We start from the raw sequence: 17267 nt of genomic DNA on the forward strand, positions 1-17267 counted from the left end.
ATTAATTTAAAATATATTTCTGTACTACTTCGGCAACGCCGTCATTGTTATTTGAAGATACAATTAAATTTGCTTTATCGCGCAATTCTGGCGTTACATTATCAACCCAAACACCTAAACCGGCATATTCGATCATCGTTAAGTCATTTCCGGCGTTTCCAACGGCGATTATTTCACTTTGATGAATTCCGAGTTTATCTGCTAATTTCTTTAAACTTGCTGCTTTATCAATTCCGTTTTGCGCTGCTTCAAGGAAAAAAGGTTTAGACATTGAAACGCTTAAATGCGGCATTGCTGCTAATAAATCTTTTTCGACTTCTTTTAAATAAGCAGGATTTTCAAGTAAAATACATTTTACAGCAGGTCTGTCAACATAATCTTTAAAACTCGAAACTTTACGGTGTGCCATTCCGGTAATATCTTTTTCGATTTCGATATATTCAGAATCGGTTTCACTTATAATTTCGTCATCTAAATACGTTATAATGTGCGTTTTCATTTTCACACTATAATCGTATAAAGCGTGGATTTGTTCTACAGTAAGTTTTTGTTCAAATAAAACAAGATCATCTTTTACCTGGCTGATAATAGCGCCGTTAAAAGAAATCATATAAGAATCATTCAAATCCAGTTCCAGCTCTTTAGCATAAGCAGTCATTGCCGATGTTGGCCTTCCTGAAGCCAAAACAACATAAACCCCTTTTGCCTGTGCTTCTAATAAAACTTTTTTATTTAAATCTGAAATTTTGTGGTCGTCTGTCAACAAGGTATCATCCATGTCCAGAACTAACATTTTGTATTGCATTTTTTTTAGTTTTCAGTTTGCAGTCGCAGTATTCAGTCTCAGTTTTCAGTCTCAGTAAGCAGTTTTGCACTGTAAACTGAGACTGCGACTGAATACTGAAAACTTTTTTAAATACTCATTCTAAACTCTTCAATAACCGGATTTGCTTTTGCAAAATCTGTTTCCTGAATGAAAACCTCAACGGCTAAATCTGTACCGCCAAAACCTCCTAAACGAGCGGATTGAATATTATCTTTTTTTACAGTTTCTACACCGGCTTCTTCTAATCTTTCCTGCAAAGCAATTGCTAATACTTCACTTCCTGAAAACACCTTCATTAATCCCATGACATTTTATTTTATTAATTATTAATCTATTCTAGTATTGTTTTTAATTGATTTTGAAAATCTTCATTTTCATTTACTCCTATATGTTCCTGATTTTTTAATGGATAAAAAGCAGCATTTGATTTCAAAAGCTTTTTTAAGCGAACTGAATTCTCAAACGGAATTAACTGGTCTGCTGTTCCATGAAAAATATAAATTGGAGCTTTTATCTGCGGGAGATATACATTGGTTTCTAAACTAAACTTTTTCATAAAGTCCGGAAACATTGGCACTCGTTTACTTGACAATTCTAAAAAATTATAATACGGCGCCTGCAGTAGTAAAGCTTTTGGTTTATTTTCCAAAGCTAATTTAGCCGCAAATCCGGAACCTATCGAATATCCGGCAATTATGATTTTATCCTCAGGATATCTTTTAGTCATTGACTGATACACAATTGAAATATCTTTTGACAATTGTTCTTCATTTTCGATTTCACCTTCGCTTTTCCCGAAACTTCTGTAATCTAAAATAAAGATATCGTATCCTAATGAAGTATAAACTTTTGCAATTTTACCCCAGGTTTCAAGTGTTCCGGCATTTCCATGAAGATAAAAAATGAGTCCTTTAGAATTTTCAGCCTTAAATAATAATCCGTTAAGAATAGTTCCGTCAAATGATTTAATATTTATCTCTTCGAACTTTTGCTGATAATCAAACTTGTAATCTTTTGGTAATCTCGAACTATGAAAAACCAATTCAACCTGATTAAAATAAACATACGAAATTATCAAAACATAAATAATCAGAAAAAAGCACAATAGTACGATTGACAAGAATTTAAGCGTTTTTAATATTTCCATATTTATTATTTAGTTTTCAGTCTCAGTCTCAGTTCTCAGCGAAGCTTGTAACTGTGACTGAAAACTGCGACTGAGACTGAAAATTGCGACTTTTTATTCCTCCTCAATATCGTCTTCTTCTTCGTCAAGTTCGTTTTCACCTTCTTCATCCATATCAAATAAATAGGGTTCAAGTAACATTTTATCTGCCAAAATTTCGATGCGTTCTGTCAAAGTTTCAGCAAAAATTAAACGCTGTGTTTTGGCAATACTGTTAGAAATGCGCATGATTTTAGTTTCATGACGCAATTTCAAAATAGGATCTGCATCATCAAGGATAAACATTTTCAAACGGTTTACATTGTAACCTGCTGTCGAAAACATATCGCTCAATTTATTTGGCGTTCCAATTAAAACATCAATTCCCGTAGAAATGTAATTTTTGTCATAATCCATATCGCCTTTGTCATGAACACCATACACTTCGAGATTGGTATATTTTCCGTATTTCTCAAAAAGCTCTTCCATTTCAAGCACTTTTGCTTTGTCTTCAACAATAATCAAAGCACGAGGCGATTCCTCATTTTTTCCAGCCAATTGCTGAATCACATTTAAAACAATTGTAGTTGTTTTTCCGCTTTTCTCCGGAGAAATAACAATACAATCCGCACCACTTTTTATGGTCGAAAAAGTTTCCAGCTGCAAAACATTTGCTTCTGTTAAACCATTTTCAATTAAAGCGTCTTGTAATTTCTCGTTTATTTTTTTTAGTTTCATGCTTAATTTTAGATTTATGATTTTAGAATTTAGATTCTAAATCATTATTTGCTTGCGAACATTTTCACGTCGCCTTCGGAGATTTCGTTTCCTCCTAAAATGATTAATCTTTCGACAACATTTCGAAGTTCACGAATATTTCCAGTCCAATCGTATTCCTGTAATAATTGTATAGCTTGCGCCGAAAATACCTTAACCACATTTCCTTGCTCTGATGCAATTTTCTCTGCAAAATGCCTTATCAAAGCCGGAATATCGTCACGTCTTTCATTTAATGGCGGAACTTTAATTAAAATTACAGCCAAACGATGGTATAAATCTTCACGGAAACGGCCTTCGGCAATTTCTGTTTTTAAATCTTTGTTTGTTGCGGCAACCACACGAACATCAACTTTAATGTCTTTATCGGCACCAACTCTTGTAATCATACTTTCCTGAAGCGCACGTAAAACTTTGGCTTGCGCCGAAAGACTCATGTCTCCAATTTCATCTAAGAAAATAGTTCCTTTATCTGCTGCTTCAAACTTTCCAGCGCGATCCTTAACTGCCGATGTAAAAGCACCTTTTACGTGTCCGAATAATTCGCTTTCTATCAATTCACTCGGAATCGCCGCACAGTTTACTTCAATTAAAGGAAAATTAGCACGTTCGCTTTTTTCGTGTAATTGATGTGCTACCAATTCTTTTCCAGTTCCGTTTGGTCCCGTAATCAAAACTCTGGCTTCGGTTTGAGCAACTTTATCAATCATCACTTTAATATGATTAATAGATTCGCTGTCGCCAATCATTTCGTAATTTTTGCTGACTTTTTTCTTTAAGATTTTATTCTCAACAACTAATTGTTTTTTGTCTAAAGCATTACGAACCGTATTCAACAAACGGTTTAAATCTGGTGGTTTTGAGATATAATCAAAAGCGCCCAAACGCATGGTATGAATTGCGGTTTCCATATCGCCATGACCTGAAATCATAACCATCGGAATCTCCGGTTTTATCTTTTTAACTTCTTCTAAAACCTCAACACCGTCTAGTTTTGGCATTTTGATATCGCACAAAACCAAATCGTAATCGTTGTTTTTTATTTTTTCAAGACCAGCAGCTCCATCTTCAGCTTCATCAACCTGATAGGTATCGTTTTCTTCTGATAATATTTTTACCAAAACTCTTCTAATCGCTGCTTCGTCTTCGATAATTAGTATCCTACTCATTCTTCGTAATTTTCAATTTTAAAAATTCCAAAATCCAATTATTGGAATTTGGGATTTATTCCCATTCTTTTTGAATTGGAATTTAATACTTTAACCATTTATACAATTCCTTCCACGTTGGTTTTTTACCGTACATTAAAATACCTACGCGGTAAATTTTTGCTGCGAACCAAACGACAAGGAAAAAGGTAGCAAACAATAATGATACCGAAATTGCGATTTGCCACCACGGCACGCCAAACGGAATACGCATTAGCATAACTATTGGCGATGTAAGCGGAATCATGGAGAATACAACGGCAACGGTTCCGTGTGGATCGTTTACAACCGTAAAAAATCCAATGTATACACTTAGAATTAATGGCATTAATATTGGCAGTAAAAATTGCTGCGAATCGGTTTGATTGTCAACAGCTGCTCCAATTGCTGCGTAAAATGAACTGTATAGAAAATAACCTCCAATAAAATAAACTACGAAACCAATTATGATACTTGCAATTGGCAGATTCCATAATTCAGTAATATACATTTGTGCTGTTCCTGAAAATTCATGCTGTGCAGATTGCATTAATTCTGGCGAAATTCTGGCTGTTGGCCCAACGTTTACACCAAAAAATGTTGATGCAGCAAACATTAATCCTAAACCAATAAAAGCCCAAATTATAAATTGTAAAATTCCTGCAAGAGAAGTTCCAACAATTTTACCAATCATTAACTGAAATGGTTTTACAGATGAAATAATGATTTCGATAATACGGTTTGTTTTTTCTTCGATTACACTTCGCATTACCATATTTCCATAAATGATAATGAACATCATAATCAAATAACCGAATGCGCCGCCTATTGCTATTTTTATTTCATTTAATCCTTTTAAACTTTCTTCTCCTGAAGCTTTAACCAAATGAATATTAACTTCTGATTGTGCTTTTTGAATGGCCAGTGTATCTAGTTTGGCGCTTTCGAGATTTAGTTTGGTAATTTTTGTTCCGATGATTTTCTGTGTGCTTTCTATAAAAGAAATACTCGGACTATTGTTTGAAATAAATTCAATTTTAGTTTCTAAATCTTTTGTTTTATTTGTTTTTGGAATAACAATTAATCCGCTGAAATTTTCTTTTGTAATGCTGTCTTTTAAAGCTTTTACATCAATTTCAGATAAATTCAGATATTTGAATTCGGCACCTTTTTTATTTTCTTTTAAAAAATCGGAAGCAAAAAGTCCGGTTTCGTCATGAATTGCAATACGTTTTGTTTCGGCTTTCATTGTGCTCAAATAACCTATAAAAACGGCTATCGCAACAAACAAAAGCGGACTCAAAAAAGTCATGACAACAAAAGATTTATTGCGGACTTTGGCAATAAATTCTCTTTTTATAATCAACGAAATGATGCTCATTTATAATTTTAGATTTTAGATTGTTGATTTTAGATTGCCGATTTAGATTTTAGTTTTTCACTCTAAAATCTAAAATCTAAACTTTATTCTCTGTAACTGTTTGAATAAAAATATCGTGTACGCTTGGAATTTTTTCTACGAAATGTGTTACTTGTCCGCGTTGTGTCAGGATATGTAATAATTCATTTGGCGTTGCATTACCTATTTGAATATTTAATTTTAAATCATCGTTTAAGGATTTAAAATTCGCAGGCGAAACGGTAAACTTTTGTGTAATATCGTACATCAAACCTTCAACATTGTTTGTCAGGATTCCCACTTCAAAACTGTTGGTTTTAAACTGACGTTTTACATCGCCCACTTTTCCTTCAATCAGTTTATTTGATTTATGAATTAAAGCAATATGATCGCACAGTTCTTCAACACTTTCCATTCTGTGTGTCGAGAAAATAATAGTTGCTCCCTGCTCTTTTAATGCCAAAATTTCATCTTTTATAACATTGGCATTTACGGGATCAAAACCTGAGAAAGGTTCATCAAAAATTAACAATTTTGGTTTATGTAATATACAAACTACAAACTGAATTTTCTGCGCCATTCCTTTAGAAAGTTCTTGAATTTTTTTATTCCACCACCCCTGAATCCCTAAACGGTCAAACCAATAATCCAATTGTTTTTTGGCTTCGGCTTTAGAAAGTCCTTTCATTTGTGCGAGATACAAACATTGTTCTCCCACTTTCATCGAGCTGTATAATCCTCTTTCTTCGGGAAGATAACCAATTGTCTGCACGTGTTTTGGATGCAGTTTTTCTCCATCAAGAATTATTTCGCCGCTGTCTGGCATTGTAATTTGATTGATGATTCTGATTAGGGAAGTTTTTCCAGCTCCATTAGGACCTAAAAGTCCATATATACTGCCTTTTGGCACATTTAATGAAACTTCGTTAAGCGCTACATAATCGCCATATTGTTTTACGACTTTATGTACTTCGAGTAAGTTGCTCATTTTGTTTTTTTGGATTTTCTTGCGCTGGCTTTTGTTATTTTTACCAACAGTCTGTAAAAGTAAATAATTACTAGCGAATCTGCATAATAATACGCAAAAAACCCATTCTATTTATGTTTAGAATGGGTTTTGAATTTATTTAAACATTTTAGAAAAGTTTAGATTATGAGAACATATCTTTTACTTTTTCAAAAAATGATTTTTCTGATTTCTCTGGACTTGGCGCAAAATGCTCGTCGTTTAAAGCATTTTCAAAGAATTGTTTTTGTTCTTTGTTTAATGTTTTTGGTGTCCAAACATTTACGTGAACCAATAAATCTCCGCTTCCGTAACCGTTTAAACTTGGAATTCCTTTTCCTTTTAATCTTAAGATTTTTCCAGATTGAATTCCTTCTTCCAGTTTAATACGAACTTTTCCGTTGATAGCTTCAATATCTTTTGAAACTCCTAAAACTGCTTCCGGGAAACTGATGTATAAATCAAAATGAATATTTTCACCTTCACGTTTTAAGAATTCGTGTTCTACTTCTTCAATGGCAACAATTAAATCTCCCGGAATACTATTTCCCGGAGCATCGTTTCCTTTGTTTGAAACTTTCAACTGCATTCCGTCAGTAACACCTGCCGGGATTTTGATTGATACTGTTTCATCTTCCTGAACCATTCCTTGAGCATCTGCCTCAGAAGGTCTTTTATCTAAAATTTGACCAGAACCACCACAAGTAGGACAAGTTGATGCTGACTGCATTCTTCCTAAAATGGTATTAGTTACACGCATTACCTGACCTTGACCGTTACAAGTTGTACAAGTTTTATACGTTACTCCTTTTGCCTGAACTTTACGTTTTACTTTTACTTTTTTCTCAACACCATTTGCAATTTCTTCTAAAGTAAGTTTTACTTTAATTCGAAGATTGCTTCCTTTAGCACGGCGAGGACCTCCACCACCGCCTCCGAAACCGCCAAATCCTCCTCCAAAAATGTCACCAAACTGGCTGAAAATGTCATCCATATTCATACCGCCGTGACCACCGCCAAATCCGCCAGAACCATCAAATGCCTGATGTCCGTACTGATCATATTTAGCTTTTTTCTGTGGATCGCTTAAAACTTCATAAGCTTCAGCAGCTAATTTAAAGTTTTCTTCTGCCTCTTTGTCGCCTGGATTTTTATCAGGGTGGTATTTAAGCGCACTTTTTCTATATGCTTTTTTTATTTCGGCAGCGTCAGCATTTTTTGAAATGCCTAGTATTTCGTAAAAATCTTTTTTCATAGTTAGGTTTAAATTCCAAATCACAAATTCCAAATTCCAATATTAAAAATTGGGCTTTAGAATTTTACTTGCATTTTTTAGTTTCCGATTACTACTTTAGGGAAACGAATAATTTTGTCTCCTAATTTGTATCCTTTTTCAATAACATCAACAATTTTCCCTTTTAATTTTTCAGACGGTGCCGGAATTTGGGTAATTGCCTCAGCAAAATCAGCATTAAAGGCATCTCCTGCTTTTACGTCAACTTGTTCTAAACCTTTAGTTACTAAAGTGCTTTTTAGTTTTTCATGAATCAATTCAACACCTTTAGTTAAATTTTCATCCTCAGATTTGTTGATTTCTACCATTGCTCTGTCAAAATCATCTAAAACAGGAAGCATTGCTAACAAAACTTCTTGATTTGCTGTTTTAAACAAATCGATACGCTCTTTTGAAGTTCTTTTTTTGTAATTTTCAAATTCGGCAAATAATCTCAAAAACTTATCTTTTTCCTTTGCCAAGTCTTGAGCTAATTGCTCTTCAACACTTAATTCTTCAACAATTAACTGCTCCCCGTTGGCATTGTTCTCTAACGTTAAATCGTCTAATTCCTGATCGAATTCTGTATTTTCAGTAGTCATATTACTTTTATTTTTAAAAATATTCTTAAACTTCATTTTTATTTCTTTCTGTTGGATTGCAAAAGTACTGCCAAATCTTCTAAAATGTCAAATTGTCACTTTATTAAATATGAGTGTTTTAAAAAGCGAAAATAGACAATAAAAATTTATTATAATTTTAAGACTATTACGATTTAGTTTGTCGTATCTTTGGTATCCAAATTGGGAACAAAAATTTATTACCTATCAAAATTGAATTTAAGGGTTGGCTTCGGCCTCTAAATAATTATTAATTCAAGTTTACCTTATATTAAAAAAAGCTTCGCCTTACAGAGACGAAGCTTTTTTTTTATGCTTTTTTATCTTGAAAAAACAGCGCAAAGAACGCTAAGTTTTTTTTACTCTTAAGCTTTTTAAAAAAGGCAAAAGTTCGCAAAGCTTTGTATTGATTTAGCTTTGCGAACTTTATGTTTTTAAGTATTCTTTGTGAAAAGCTTTGTGCTCTTTGCGGTAAAAAATATTGCACGGGCGGAGGGATTCGAACCCCCATCAACGGTTTTGGAGACCGCTATTCTACCCTTGAACTACGCCCGTAACTTGTAACTTAAGGTCGGCAAATTAAAAGTTTTTTTTCTTTACCAGCAACTATTTCACACAGAGATTTAAAAAGAAAATCCTTTAAATCTGTACAATCTGAGACAAAAACCTCCCTTCCAAATAGTTAACTAACAAAGTTTTTTTCAATTAGTCGAAATCTATTCGCTTGTCACTAAAATTTTTTATTTCACGCAGATTTTAAAAAAGACTTAGGCAGATTAAAAGAGATTTATTTAATATAAAAATCAAATTAAATCTGCTAAAATCTGCCTAATCTGCGTGAAAAAAATCCTTTTAATCTATATAATCTGTGGCAAAAAAACTCCGCCCTAAGACAGTTTAAATTAACAAAGCATTTTTCAATCCTTCGAAATCAACTGAAATCTGCTCGCCTGTCACTAAATTTTTAAGCGCGTAAGAGTTTGATGCAATTTCCTGATCGCCTGCAATTACTGCAAACGGAATCAATCGTTTATCTGCATATTGAAACTGTTTCCCAACTTTTACATTATCTGGATACAATTCTACTTTTATATTTTCCTGTCTTAATTTCTGAATAGCTTTTGAAGCGTACAAAGCTTCTTTATCTCCGTAATTGATAAATATTGCTTTTGAAGTCGCTGCAACAGTTTCAGGAAACAATTGTAATTCTTCTAAAACTAAATAAATTCGATCTAATCCAAAAGAGATTCCGACACCGCTCATATTTTTCAAACCAAAAATACCAGTCAAATCGTCGTATCTTCCACCGCCGCCAATAGAACCCATTGAAACCGTTTTTGGAGCCGCAACTTCAAAAATAGCACCCGTATAATAGTTTAATCCACGTGCCAAAGTTACATCAAGATCTAAAATTGCGCTTGACAATCCTAAAACTGCAACATTGTCACAAATAAATTTCAATTCTTCAACTCCTTTCATTCCTTCTTCTGATGAAGCTAATAATTCTGAAAGCTGCTTGATTTTATCTGCGAAAGTTCCGCTAAATCTAAAAAGTGGCTGCACTTTTACCAACGCTGTTTCAGAAATACCTTTTTCGATCATTTCTTTCTTTACGCCGTCTTCTCCAATTTTATCTAATTTATCAAGAGCAACCGTAAAATCGATCAATTTATCTGAAGCACCAATAACTTCAGCGATTCCAGACAATATTTTTCTGTTATTGATTTTAATCGTTACCCCTTCTAAACCTAAAGAAGTAAATACGGTATCATACAACTGAACCAATTCTACTTCCTGCCAAAGTGAAGTTGACCCCACAACATCGGCATCACATTGATAGAATTCTCTGTAGCGTCCTCTTTGTGGTCTGTCAGCTCTCCAAACTGGTTGAATCTGGTATCTTTTAAAAGGAAATTCAATTTCGTTTTGGTGTTGTACAACGTATCTTGCAAACGGAACTGTTAAGTCGTAACGCAATGCTTTTTCTGAAATTCTTCCTGTAAATTTATTCAGTTCAATTCTTTGGCTTAAATCAATAGTTTCGGCAGAATTAACTTGCAGTGATTCTATAGATTCCGGTAATTCAATTTTATTTTTATTGAAGAAAAAGTTTCCTGAATTCAGGATTTTAAAAATCAAACGATCTCCTTCTTCTCCATATTTCCCCATCAAAGTATCTGAGTTTTCAAACGAGGGAGTTTCTATCGGCTGAAAACCAAATTTTTCAAAATTAGTTTTTATCGTTTGAATAATATATTGACGTTTTGACACCTCGGCAGGCGAAAAATCTCTTGTCCCTTGTGGAATGCTTGGTTTTGAAGCCATCTTTTTTTATTTTAGATTGTTGATTTTAGATTTTAGATTTCTTTGAGATCTAAAACCTAAACCTTTAAAATTATTTTATTTTTAGATTTTTTGATTGTTGGTTTTACACTTTCGACTTTATGGCTTTCCAACTTTCGATTTAATTTAAAATCGACTGCAAATATCTTACTTTTTAAAATAAATAATAGCGGTTCGAAAACAAACTTGTAACAAAAACCGTATTTTCGTGACAAATTGGTCATGATGCTAAAATTATTTAAAGAAAATATCCGAATTGCTTTTGGTTCTATCAAAACTCAATTACTGCGAACCATTCTTACCGTTTTAATTATTGCTATCGGAATTACCGCTTTGGTTGGAATTTTAACTGTTGTAACGGCACTTGAAAACACGGTTTCGACCAATTTTGCTTCGATGGGAGCGAATACTTTTAACATCAATCAATATGAAAATACAGTTCGTAACCGCGGCGGAAACGAACGTGAAATCATAAATCCAATTATTTCTTATCCTGAAGCGGTTGCTTTTAAAAACAAATACAAATATCCTTTTACCGAAACTTCTCTTTCATTTACAGCAACTTCAAAAGCAGAAGTAAAATATTTAGACACCAAAACAGATCCTGAAATTACAGTTGTAGGCGTTGATGAACATTTTATTTCAAACTCCGGTTTAGAAACTACTTTAGGACGCTCTTTTAATCAGTTTGATATTGACAACAATACGTATTCCTGCGTTGTGGGTTCTGATTTTGAAAAAGGTTTATTGAAAGATGTGAACCCAATTGATAAAATAATTTCAATTCGCGGTGCCCGTTTTAAAGTCATTGGCGTTTTGAAAGAAAAAGGCTCAACATTTGGAAACAGTCAGGATTTACGTGTTTTAATTCCTATTCAGGTGGCGCGTTCTTTATTTACGGCTCCAAACATTAATTACACGATAAGTATTATGGTTTCTAAAAAAGAACTTTTAGACCAAGCTGTTGATAATGCAACTAGTACAATGCGAAGAGTTCGAAAACTTAGCCCGGTTCGTGATAATAATTTTGGTATTGGCCGAAGCGATGACTTGATCAACAGAATTTTAGGAATTACACAATATTTAGGCTGGGCTGCCTGGATTATTTCTGTTATCACTATTCTAGGTTCGTCAATTGCTTTAATGAATATTATGATTGTTTCGGTTACTGAACGCACGCGAGAAATTGGCGTTCGTAAAGCATTGGGCGCAACAAAGGTTACAATTTCAGTTCAGTTTTTTATTGAAACTTTATTGATTGGTCAAATCGGAGGTTTGATTGGGATTATATTAGGAATTGTTGTTGGCGGTGCATTTGCCGGAATAATGGATTTTGCTTTTGTAATTCCATGGAAAGCGATATTTGCTGCTTTTGCAACCAGTTTTATTGTTGCTATTGTTTCCGGTTTATATCCTGCAATTAAAGCTTCGAAATTAGATCCAATTGAGGCTTTGCGTTACGAATAATCTTCACGTTTCCTGCAAGGTTTCCAAAACCTTGTAGGTATTATTTTCATCGTCTATATAATTTAAACCTACAAGGTTTTGGAAACCTTGCAGGAATCTGAAATAGTTTTCATAAGTTTTCTTTTCTCAACTCCTATTATATCAAATTCAAAATAATCCTCGAACTCAATTATTTCATGAGGCTGCTCATTTAGAATTCTATCTACTGTCTCACCATCAAATGTTGTAGTTTCAGCAAATAGATCATCTACAATTAAAATACAATTTTCGTGTAAATAAAAAAAAGGAAAATCTAAGGAGTAATCAATTACATTTCTTTTCAACCTTTTGTTTTCCAAATCAATTATTCCCCATTGATAAATAAATCTGAAGAAAATTAGGTCAATATTTTTGAAATGAAAAAAATTCAATTCAATTAATTCATCATTATTTTCATTGAGAAAAAATTTTGCAGTAATGTTATACTCTGGTTTTTCTTCAAACTCAAAATCAACATAGGCAATCTTTAAATCTGAAGAATCATCAGAAGGAATTTCGATATCAAATCTTTCAGATATTTGATGTGCATTAAAATTCCTAATTTGTAATTTCATTTTTTTTCTATTGAATAAAATACCTACAAGGTTTTGGAAACCTTGCAGGAAATCATGCGGTCATTATCATAAATATCTTTACGAAGATCGATGTTTATAAAATCCATTTTACCTAATAAATCGATCATTTCTTTTCCTAAATACTGATTGATTTCAAAGTATAATTGTCCGTTTTCTAAAAGATTGTTATGAGCCAGAGAAGCTATTTTTCTATAAAAAACCAACGCATCATTATCATCTACAAATAATGCCAGATGTGGTTCGTAATCGAGAACATTTTTCTTTATTTCTTCTTTTTCAAGATTTCGCACATAAGGCGGATTTGAAACAATTACGTCAAACTGACATTTCAATTCTTGTGTTTCTAAAATATCCTGAAACATAAAAGTCACATCTACTTTATTTCTGTTTGCATTTCGTTTTGCCGTTTCTATTGCTTTTTTTGAAACATCAATAGCATATACATCTGCATTTGGCAGATTTTTAGCCAGTGAAATAGCAATGCATCCGCTTCCGGTTCCTATATCAAGAATTTTCAGTTTTTTAGTTTTATCGAATGGTTTATTTTCGTTGATAATCCATTCGACCAATTCTTCGGTTTCCGGTCTCGGAATCAAAACATTTTCGTTTACTTCAAATTCTAAACCATAAAAGCTGGTTTTACCTAATAAATACTGAATTGGAACTTCTCTTTTCAGCTGTGCTAATAATAAATCCCAAACAGCAAAATCAGACTCAGAAAAAAATAATTCGTGATTTAAAGCTAAATCTATTTGACGCAGTTTATGTTTATCTTCTAGAATTAAATAGAAAAAACTTTCTGCTTCGTACGCATCGTACAAAGGAGATAACTCTTTAATAAACTGAGTACGATATTGTTTGATTTTCATTGCGTTTATTGCGTATTATTTTTCAGCCAAAGCTAATTATTCTTCATATAAGTATTTTACAAAATCAATTTATTAATTAGTTCTGCAAATCTTTCAACATCCAGACAGGGCAAGAATTGTGCCCGGTACAACCCATTGGCGCATCTAAATATTCAAAACCTGATTTTTTATATAATTTTTGTGCCGCGTGCATAAACGGCATTGTTTCTATGTAACATTTTTCAAAACCAAAATTCTTTGCTTCATTTAAACATTCATCCATCATTTTACTTCCAATACCTAATCCGCGGACTTCTGGTAAAAAATACATTTTTTGCAATTCACAAATTTTAGGATCTTCATTTTCTAACGGAGCAATTCCGGCACAGCCTAAAATTTCGCCTTCACTTTCAACTACAAAATAGATTGACTGTGGTTTATTGTATTCTTCAAACATTAAATCTAAATATGGATCTTCATAAGCAGTTCCCACTTTTGGAATCTCCATTTCATCAAAAACAGATCGTATTAATTTTGCAACTGCCTGATTGTCTTCTTTTTTAATTTTTCTGATAACCCAATTTCTCATTTTATTTTTTCACTTGTATCTACAAAAATAAAAATACTTTTCCGATAGTTTCATAACATTTTGTTTTGTTTCACAACAATAATTGCAATATTAGACTCAAAACTCAAAAATAATTACTTTTGCAGGGTGAATATACATGAGAAATATATCAAACGATGCATTGAACTTGCTAAAAATGGTTTTGGAACAACGTATCCAAACCCCATGGTAGGCAGTGTAATTGTTTATGAAGATAAAATTATTGGCGAAGGCTGGCACAAAAAAGCCGGCGAACCACACGCCGAAGTAAATGCGGTTCGCTCTGTAAAAGATAAATCGCTATTAAAAAAAGCAACAATTTATGTTAGTTTAGAACCTTGCTCTCATTTTGGGAAAACGCCGCCTTGTTGTGATTTAATTATTGCAAACGAAATCCCGAATGTGGTTGTTGGAACAGTTGATCCCAACGAAAAAGTGGCAGGAAGAGGAATCAAGAAACTTGTTGAAGCGGGAGCAAATGTAACCGTAGGGATTTTAGAAGACGAATGTAACGAACTCAATAAACGCTTTTTTACTTTTCACAAAAAAAAGAGACCTTATATTATATTAAAGTGGGCAGAAAGTCAGGACGGATTTTTAGCTCCCGAAAAAGCAGACGATCAGAAACGCAAACCAGTTTGGATTACTAACAAATATTCCAGACAATTAGTTCATAAATGGCGAAGTGAAGAACAGGCTATTTTAGCCGGTACACAGACGGTTGTTGATGATAATCCGAAATTAAATGTTCGTGATTGGTCAGGAAACAATCCGGTTCGGGTGATTTTAGATCAAAACAACCGAATTTCAAAAGATAGTTTTGTTTTTGATGATAGTGTAAAAACGATTGTGTTTTCGAAATCGGAGGAGAATGTTTCGACTGAAAATACAATTTTTGAGAAGATTGATTTCAATGAAAACCTGATTGAGAATATTTTATCTGTTTTATATGAGCATCAAATTCAATCTATAATTATTGAAGGCGGAAGAAAAACCCTCCAGTCTTTTATAGATCAGAATATTTGGGACGAAGCGAGAATTTTTGTTGGAAAAAATACTTTTGAAAAAGGCACAAAAGCACCAGAACTTCAAAAGAAAAATGCCATTAAAACTTATATTCAAAACGACGAATTAATATACGTAAGAAACCATGATTGATACGATAATTTTTGACTTTGGGGATATTTTTATCAATTTAGATAAACAAGGAACAATTTCAGGTTTGCAAAATTTAGGTTTAACCGAATGGAACGCTGAACTTGACCGTTTGAATTTATTGTATGAAACCGGAGATGTTTCCTATGATGATTTTTTGGGCGGATTTCAGAAACAGCTTCCTAATGCTTCTATTGAAGAAATTCTAAAAGCCTGGAATGCCGTTTTAGCTGATTTTCCTTCTTATCGATTGGATTTCTTAAAAGAGCTTTCAAAAAAATACCGTTTGTTTTTGTTGAGTAATACTGATGCTATTCATATTGCTACTTTTGAAAAAACGGTTGGGATTTCTTTTTATACTGATTTTTATAATTGTTTTGAGAAAGTTCATTTTTCTTTTGAAATCAGAAAACGAAAACCAAATGCGGAGTCGTTTCAACATTTAATTGATGAACATAATTTAATTCCTGAGCAAACGTTATTTGTTGATGATAAAAAAGAAAATACGGATGCTGCCGCTGCTTTAGGTCTTCATGTTTGGAATTTACAAGTTGGCAAGGAAGATGTTGTTGATTTGTTTGATAAAAACATACTATAATATTTTTAGGAGTCCTATAAAATATTTTGCCACAGATTAAAAAGATTAAAAGGATTTCTTTGTTTGAGGTAAAATCTGTGTGAATCCTTTTAATCTGTGGCTAAAAAAACCATTTAGAATATTAAATTTGGAATATAACGATACGTATCAAACCATTGCCAGTGCATCTGAAGAAATTCTTTTTAAGGAAAAAGGGAGTAAATTCTTTGGTTATGCATTTCCTATAGAAAATGAGGATGAAGTCAAACCTATTATTGAGGACTTAAGAAAACTCCATCCGCATGCTGTACATTATTGTTACGCTTATCAATTGGGGACGGCTCCAAAAATTTCGTATCGTGCAAACGATGATGGCGAACCAAGTAATACAGCCGGCGCACCTATATATGGACAAATACAATCTTTTGGAGTAACCAATATCCTTATAGTTGTGGTTCGTATTTTTGGCGGTACAAAATTAGGAGTTGGCGGTTTAATCGCAGCTTATCGAATAACGGCACAAATGACATTAGAAGTTTGCGAAATTGTTGAAAAAACAATTGATGTTCAGTTTTTAATTTCTTTTGATTATAAAAACATGAACAAGGTAATGCGTGTTATAAAGGAAAAAAAGCTGGACATAATTTCTCAGGAAATGGAAATGGATGAAGATTCCGGACTGCCAATTGGTAAGATAATTACTAAAACACGAAAAAAAAATGCCGAATCTATATTCGACATTTTTGATTTAATGTTTGAAATCGATATTAAAATTGTGTAATTTAGTATAAAAACGTAGTTCGTTTTAACAATTACGTTAGCGTTTTAAACAATTCCAAAATATAATCCGGAGGGGCAGTTGGACGACCTGTTTTTAACGAAATAAATACTAAAATAAACACTGCGGTTGTTAATAACTCATTTGCTTCATTATAGATTTCGCAGTCGAATTCGATCTTAACAGATGACTGACTTTTGAACGTTGTATGAATTGTTAAAAGCTCATCATAACGTGCTGATTTTTTATAGTTGATCTGCATCGAAACAATTGGAAGCCCAATTCCGCTTTCTTCCATACTTGCATACGAAATCCCTTTATTTCTAAGCCATTCAACGCGTCCAATTTCAAAATAAGGCACATAATTTCCGTGATAAACAACCCCCATTTGGTCAGTTTCGGAGTAACGAACACGCACTTGCGTTTGATGATTTTTCATTATTTATACATTAAAAAATTTAAACTTACTGAAGTTCTCTTACAACATTTTTTTATAAAATTAGATACCAAAATATTTTTTTTTACAGAAATTTGTTCACATATTTGTTATCCTGAAAAACGGAAAAATTTTGCTCCTATTTTACAGGAGAATCTTTATCAATAATAAAAAAATTTATTTGAATCT

Annotated in this window: 18 protein-coding genes and 1 tRNA gene; 4 read left to right on the forward strand and 15 right to left on the reverse strand. The window is 33.0% G+C overall.

The genetic code is table 11. The features are described from left to right. Nucleotide 1: 1 nt before the first annotated feature. The 11 genes from NLJ00_RS24965 to hisS form a co-directional block, all read right to left on the reverse strand. Nucleotides 2-805, reverse strand: coding sequence for a Cof-type HAD-IIB family hydrolase (locus NLJ00_RS24965; RefSeq protein ID WP_053474038.1), 804 nt, complete (start codon nucleotides 803-805; stop codon nucleotides 2-4). Nucleotides 806-912: 107 nt separating this feature from the next. Then, entirely contained in the window at nucleotides 913-1131 is a 219-nt protein-coding gene (locus NLJ00_RS24970) for a putative signal transducing protein (protein WP_053474039.1), read from the reverse strand. 26 nt (nucleotides 1132-1157) lie between these two features. After that, nucleotides 1158-1973: an alpha/beta hydrolase gene (locus NLJ00_RS24975; RefSeq protein WP_256635824.1), complete on the reverse strand. Its 816-nt coding sequence runs from the start codon at nucleotides 1971-1973 to the stop codon at nucleotides 1158-1160. A 93-nt stretch (nucleotides 1974-2066) separates the two neighbouring features. Next, the gene (locus tag NLJ00_RS24980; RefSeq protein ID WP_256635825.1) at nucleotides 2067-2729 is read right to left on the reverse strand and encodes a DEAD/DEAH box helicase; all 663 of its coding nucleotides are present in this window, start codon (nucleotides 2727-2729) and stop codon (nucleotides 2067-2069) included. Between the two features lie 44 nt (nucleotides 2730-2773). Continuing rightward, nucleotides 2774-3937 carry a sigma-54-dependent transcriptional regulator gene (locus NLJ00_RS24985; RefSeq protein ID WP_053474042.1) on the reverse strand — a complete coding sequence of 388 codons (1164 nt, stop codon included), beginning with the start codon at nucleotides 3935-3937 and terminating at the stop codon, nucleotides 2774-2776. Between the two features lie 82 nt (nucleotides 3938-4019). Next, nucleotides 4020-5336, reverse strand: coding sequence for an ABC transporter permease (locus NLJ00_RS24990; RefSeq protein ID WP_256635826.1), 1317 nt, complete (start codon nucleotides 5334-5336; stop codon nucleotides 4020-4022). A 76-nt stretch (nucleotides 5337-5412) separates the two neighbouring features. Beyond that, nucleotides 5413-6342: an ABC transporter ATP-binding protein gene (locus NLJ00_RS24995; RefSeq protein WP_256635827.1), complete on the reverse strand. Its 930-nt coding sequence runs from the start codon at nucleotides 6340-6342 to the stop codon at nucleotides 5413-5415. A 163-nt stretch (nucleotides 6343-6505) separates the two neighbouring features. After that, nucleotides 6506-7615 carry a molecular chaperone DnaJ gene (dnaJ, locus tag NLJ00_RS25000; RefSeq protein ID WP_053474045.1) on the reverse strand — a complete coding sequence of 370 codons (1110 nt, stop codon included), beginning with the start codon at nucleotides 7613-7615 and terminating at the stop codon, nucleotides 6506-6508. Nucleotides 7616-7692: 77 nt separating this feature from the next. Then, complete coding sequence (locus tag NLJ00_RS25005) at nucleotides 7693-8271, reverse strand: nucleotide exchange factor GrpE (protein WP_256635828.1); 579 nt, start codon at nucleotides 8269-8271, stop codon at nucleotides 7693-7695. A 466-nt stretch (nucleotides 8272-8737) separates the two neighbouring features. Then, nucleotides 8738-8808, reverse strand: a tRNA-Trp gene (locus tag NLJ00_RS25010). Nucleotides 8809-9150: 342 nt separating this feature from the next. Beyond that, nucleotides 9151-10578 carry a histidine--tRNA ligase gene (gene hisS, locus NLJ00_RS25015; RefSeq protein ID WP_256635829.1) on the reverse strand — a complete coding sequence of 476 codons (1428 nt, stop codon included), beginning with the start codon at nucleotides 10576-10578 and terminating at the stop codon, nucleotides 9151-9153. 240 nt (nucleotides 10579-10818) lie between these two features. Between hisS and NLJ00_RS25020 the strand changes: the two genes are divergently transcribed. Further along, nucleotides 10819-12063 carry an ABC transporter permease gene (locus NLJ00_RS25020; protein WP_053474049.1) on the forward strand — a complete coding sequence of 415 codons (1245 nt, stop codon included), beginning with the start codon at nucleotides 10819-10821 and terminating at the stop codon, nucleotides 12061-12063. A gap of 68 nt (nucleotides 12064-12131) precedes the next feature. Here NLJ00_RS25020 and NLJ00_RS25025 read toward each other — a convergent pair whose 3' ends face one another. From NLJ00_RS25025 to NLJ00_RS25035, 3 genes are all read right to left on the reverse strand, one after another. Next, entirely contained in the window at nucleotides 12132-12656 is a 525-nt protein-coding gene (locus tag NLJ00_RS25025; protein WP_256635830.1) for a hypothetical protein, read from the reverse strand. A 23-nt stretch (nucleotides 12657-12679) separates the two neighbouring features. Beyond that, nucleotides 12680-13546, reverse strand: coding sequence for a peptide chain release factor N(5)-glutamine methyltransferase (gene prmC / locus NLJ00_RS25030; protein ID WP_256635831.1), 867 nt, complete (start codon nucleotides 13544-13546; stop codon nucleotides 12680-12682). A gap of 76 nt (nucleotides 13547-13622) precedes the next feature. Then, nucleotides 13623-14114: a GNAT family N-acetyltransferase gene (locus tag NLJ00_RS25035; RefSeq protein ID WP_256635832.1), complete on the reverse strand. Its 492-nt coding sequence runs from the start codon at nucleotides 14112-14114 to the stop codon at nucleotides 13623-13625. A gap of 126 nt (nucleotides 14115-14240) precedes the next feature. On the opposite strand from NLJ00_RS25035, the gene ribD reads away from it, so the two are divergent. From ribD to NLJ00_RS25050, 3 genes are all read left to right on the forward strand, one after another. After that, on the forward strand, nucleotides 14241-15290 hold the full coding sequence (gene ribD / locus NLJ00_RS25040) for a bifunctional diaminohydroxyphosphoribosylaminopyrimidine deaminase/5-amino-6-(5-phosphoribosylamino)uracil reductase RibD (RefSeq protein WP_256635833.1): 1050 nt from the start codon (nucleotides 14241-14243) through the stop codon (nucleotides 15288-15290). Then, the gene (locus NLJ00_RS25045) at nucleotides 15283-15885 is read left to right on the forward strand and encodes an HAD family hydrolase (protein ID WP_256635834.1); all 603 of its coding nucleotides are present in this window, start codon (nucleotides 15283-15285) and stop codon (nucleotides 15883-15885) included. The genes ribD and NLJ00_RS25045 overlap by 8 nt, the downstream gene beginning before the upstream one ends. 127 nt (nucleotides 15886-16012) lie before the next feature. After that, complete coding sequence (locus tag NLJ00_RS25050) at nucleotides 16013-16645, forward strand: IMPACT family protein (protein WP_256635835.1); 633 nt, start codon at nucleotides 16013-16015, stop codon at nucleotides 16643-16645. Nucleotides 16646-16676: 31 nt separating this feature from the next. Here NLJ00_RS25050 and NLJ00_RS25055 read toward each other — a convergent pair whose 3' ends face one another. Further along, on the reverse strand, nucleotides 16677-17081 hold the full coding sequence (locus tag NLJ00_RS25055) for an acyl-CoA thioesterase (protein WP_053474055.1): 405 nt from the start codon (nucleotides 17079-17081) through the stop codon (nucleotides 16677-16679). Between the last annotated feature and the right edge of the window lie 186 nt (nucleotides 17082-17267).

This window comes from Flavobacterium panici (assembly GCF_024499525.1).
Classification (GTDB): Bacteria; Bacteroidota; Bacteroidia; order Flavobacteriales; family Flavobacteriaceae; genus Flavobacterium; species Flavobacterium panici.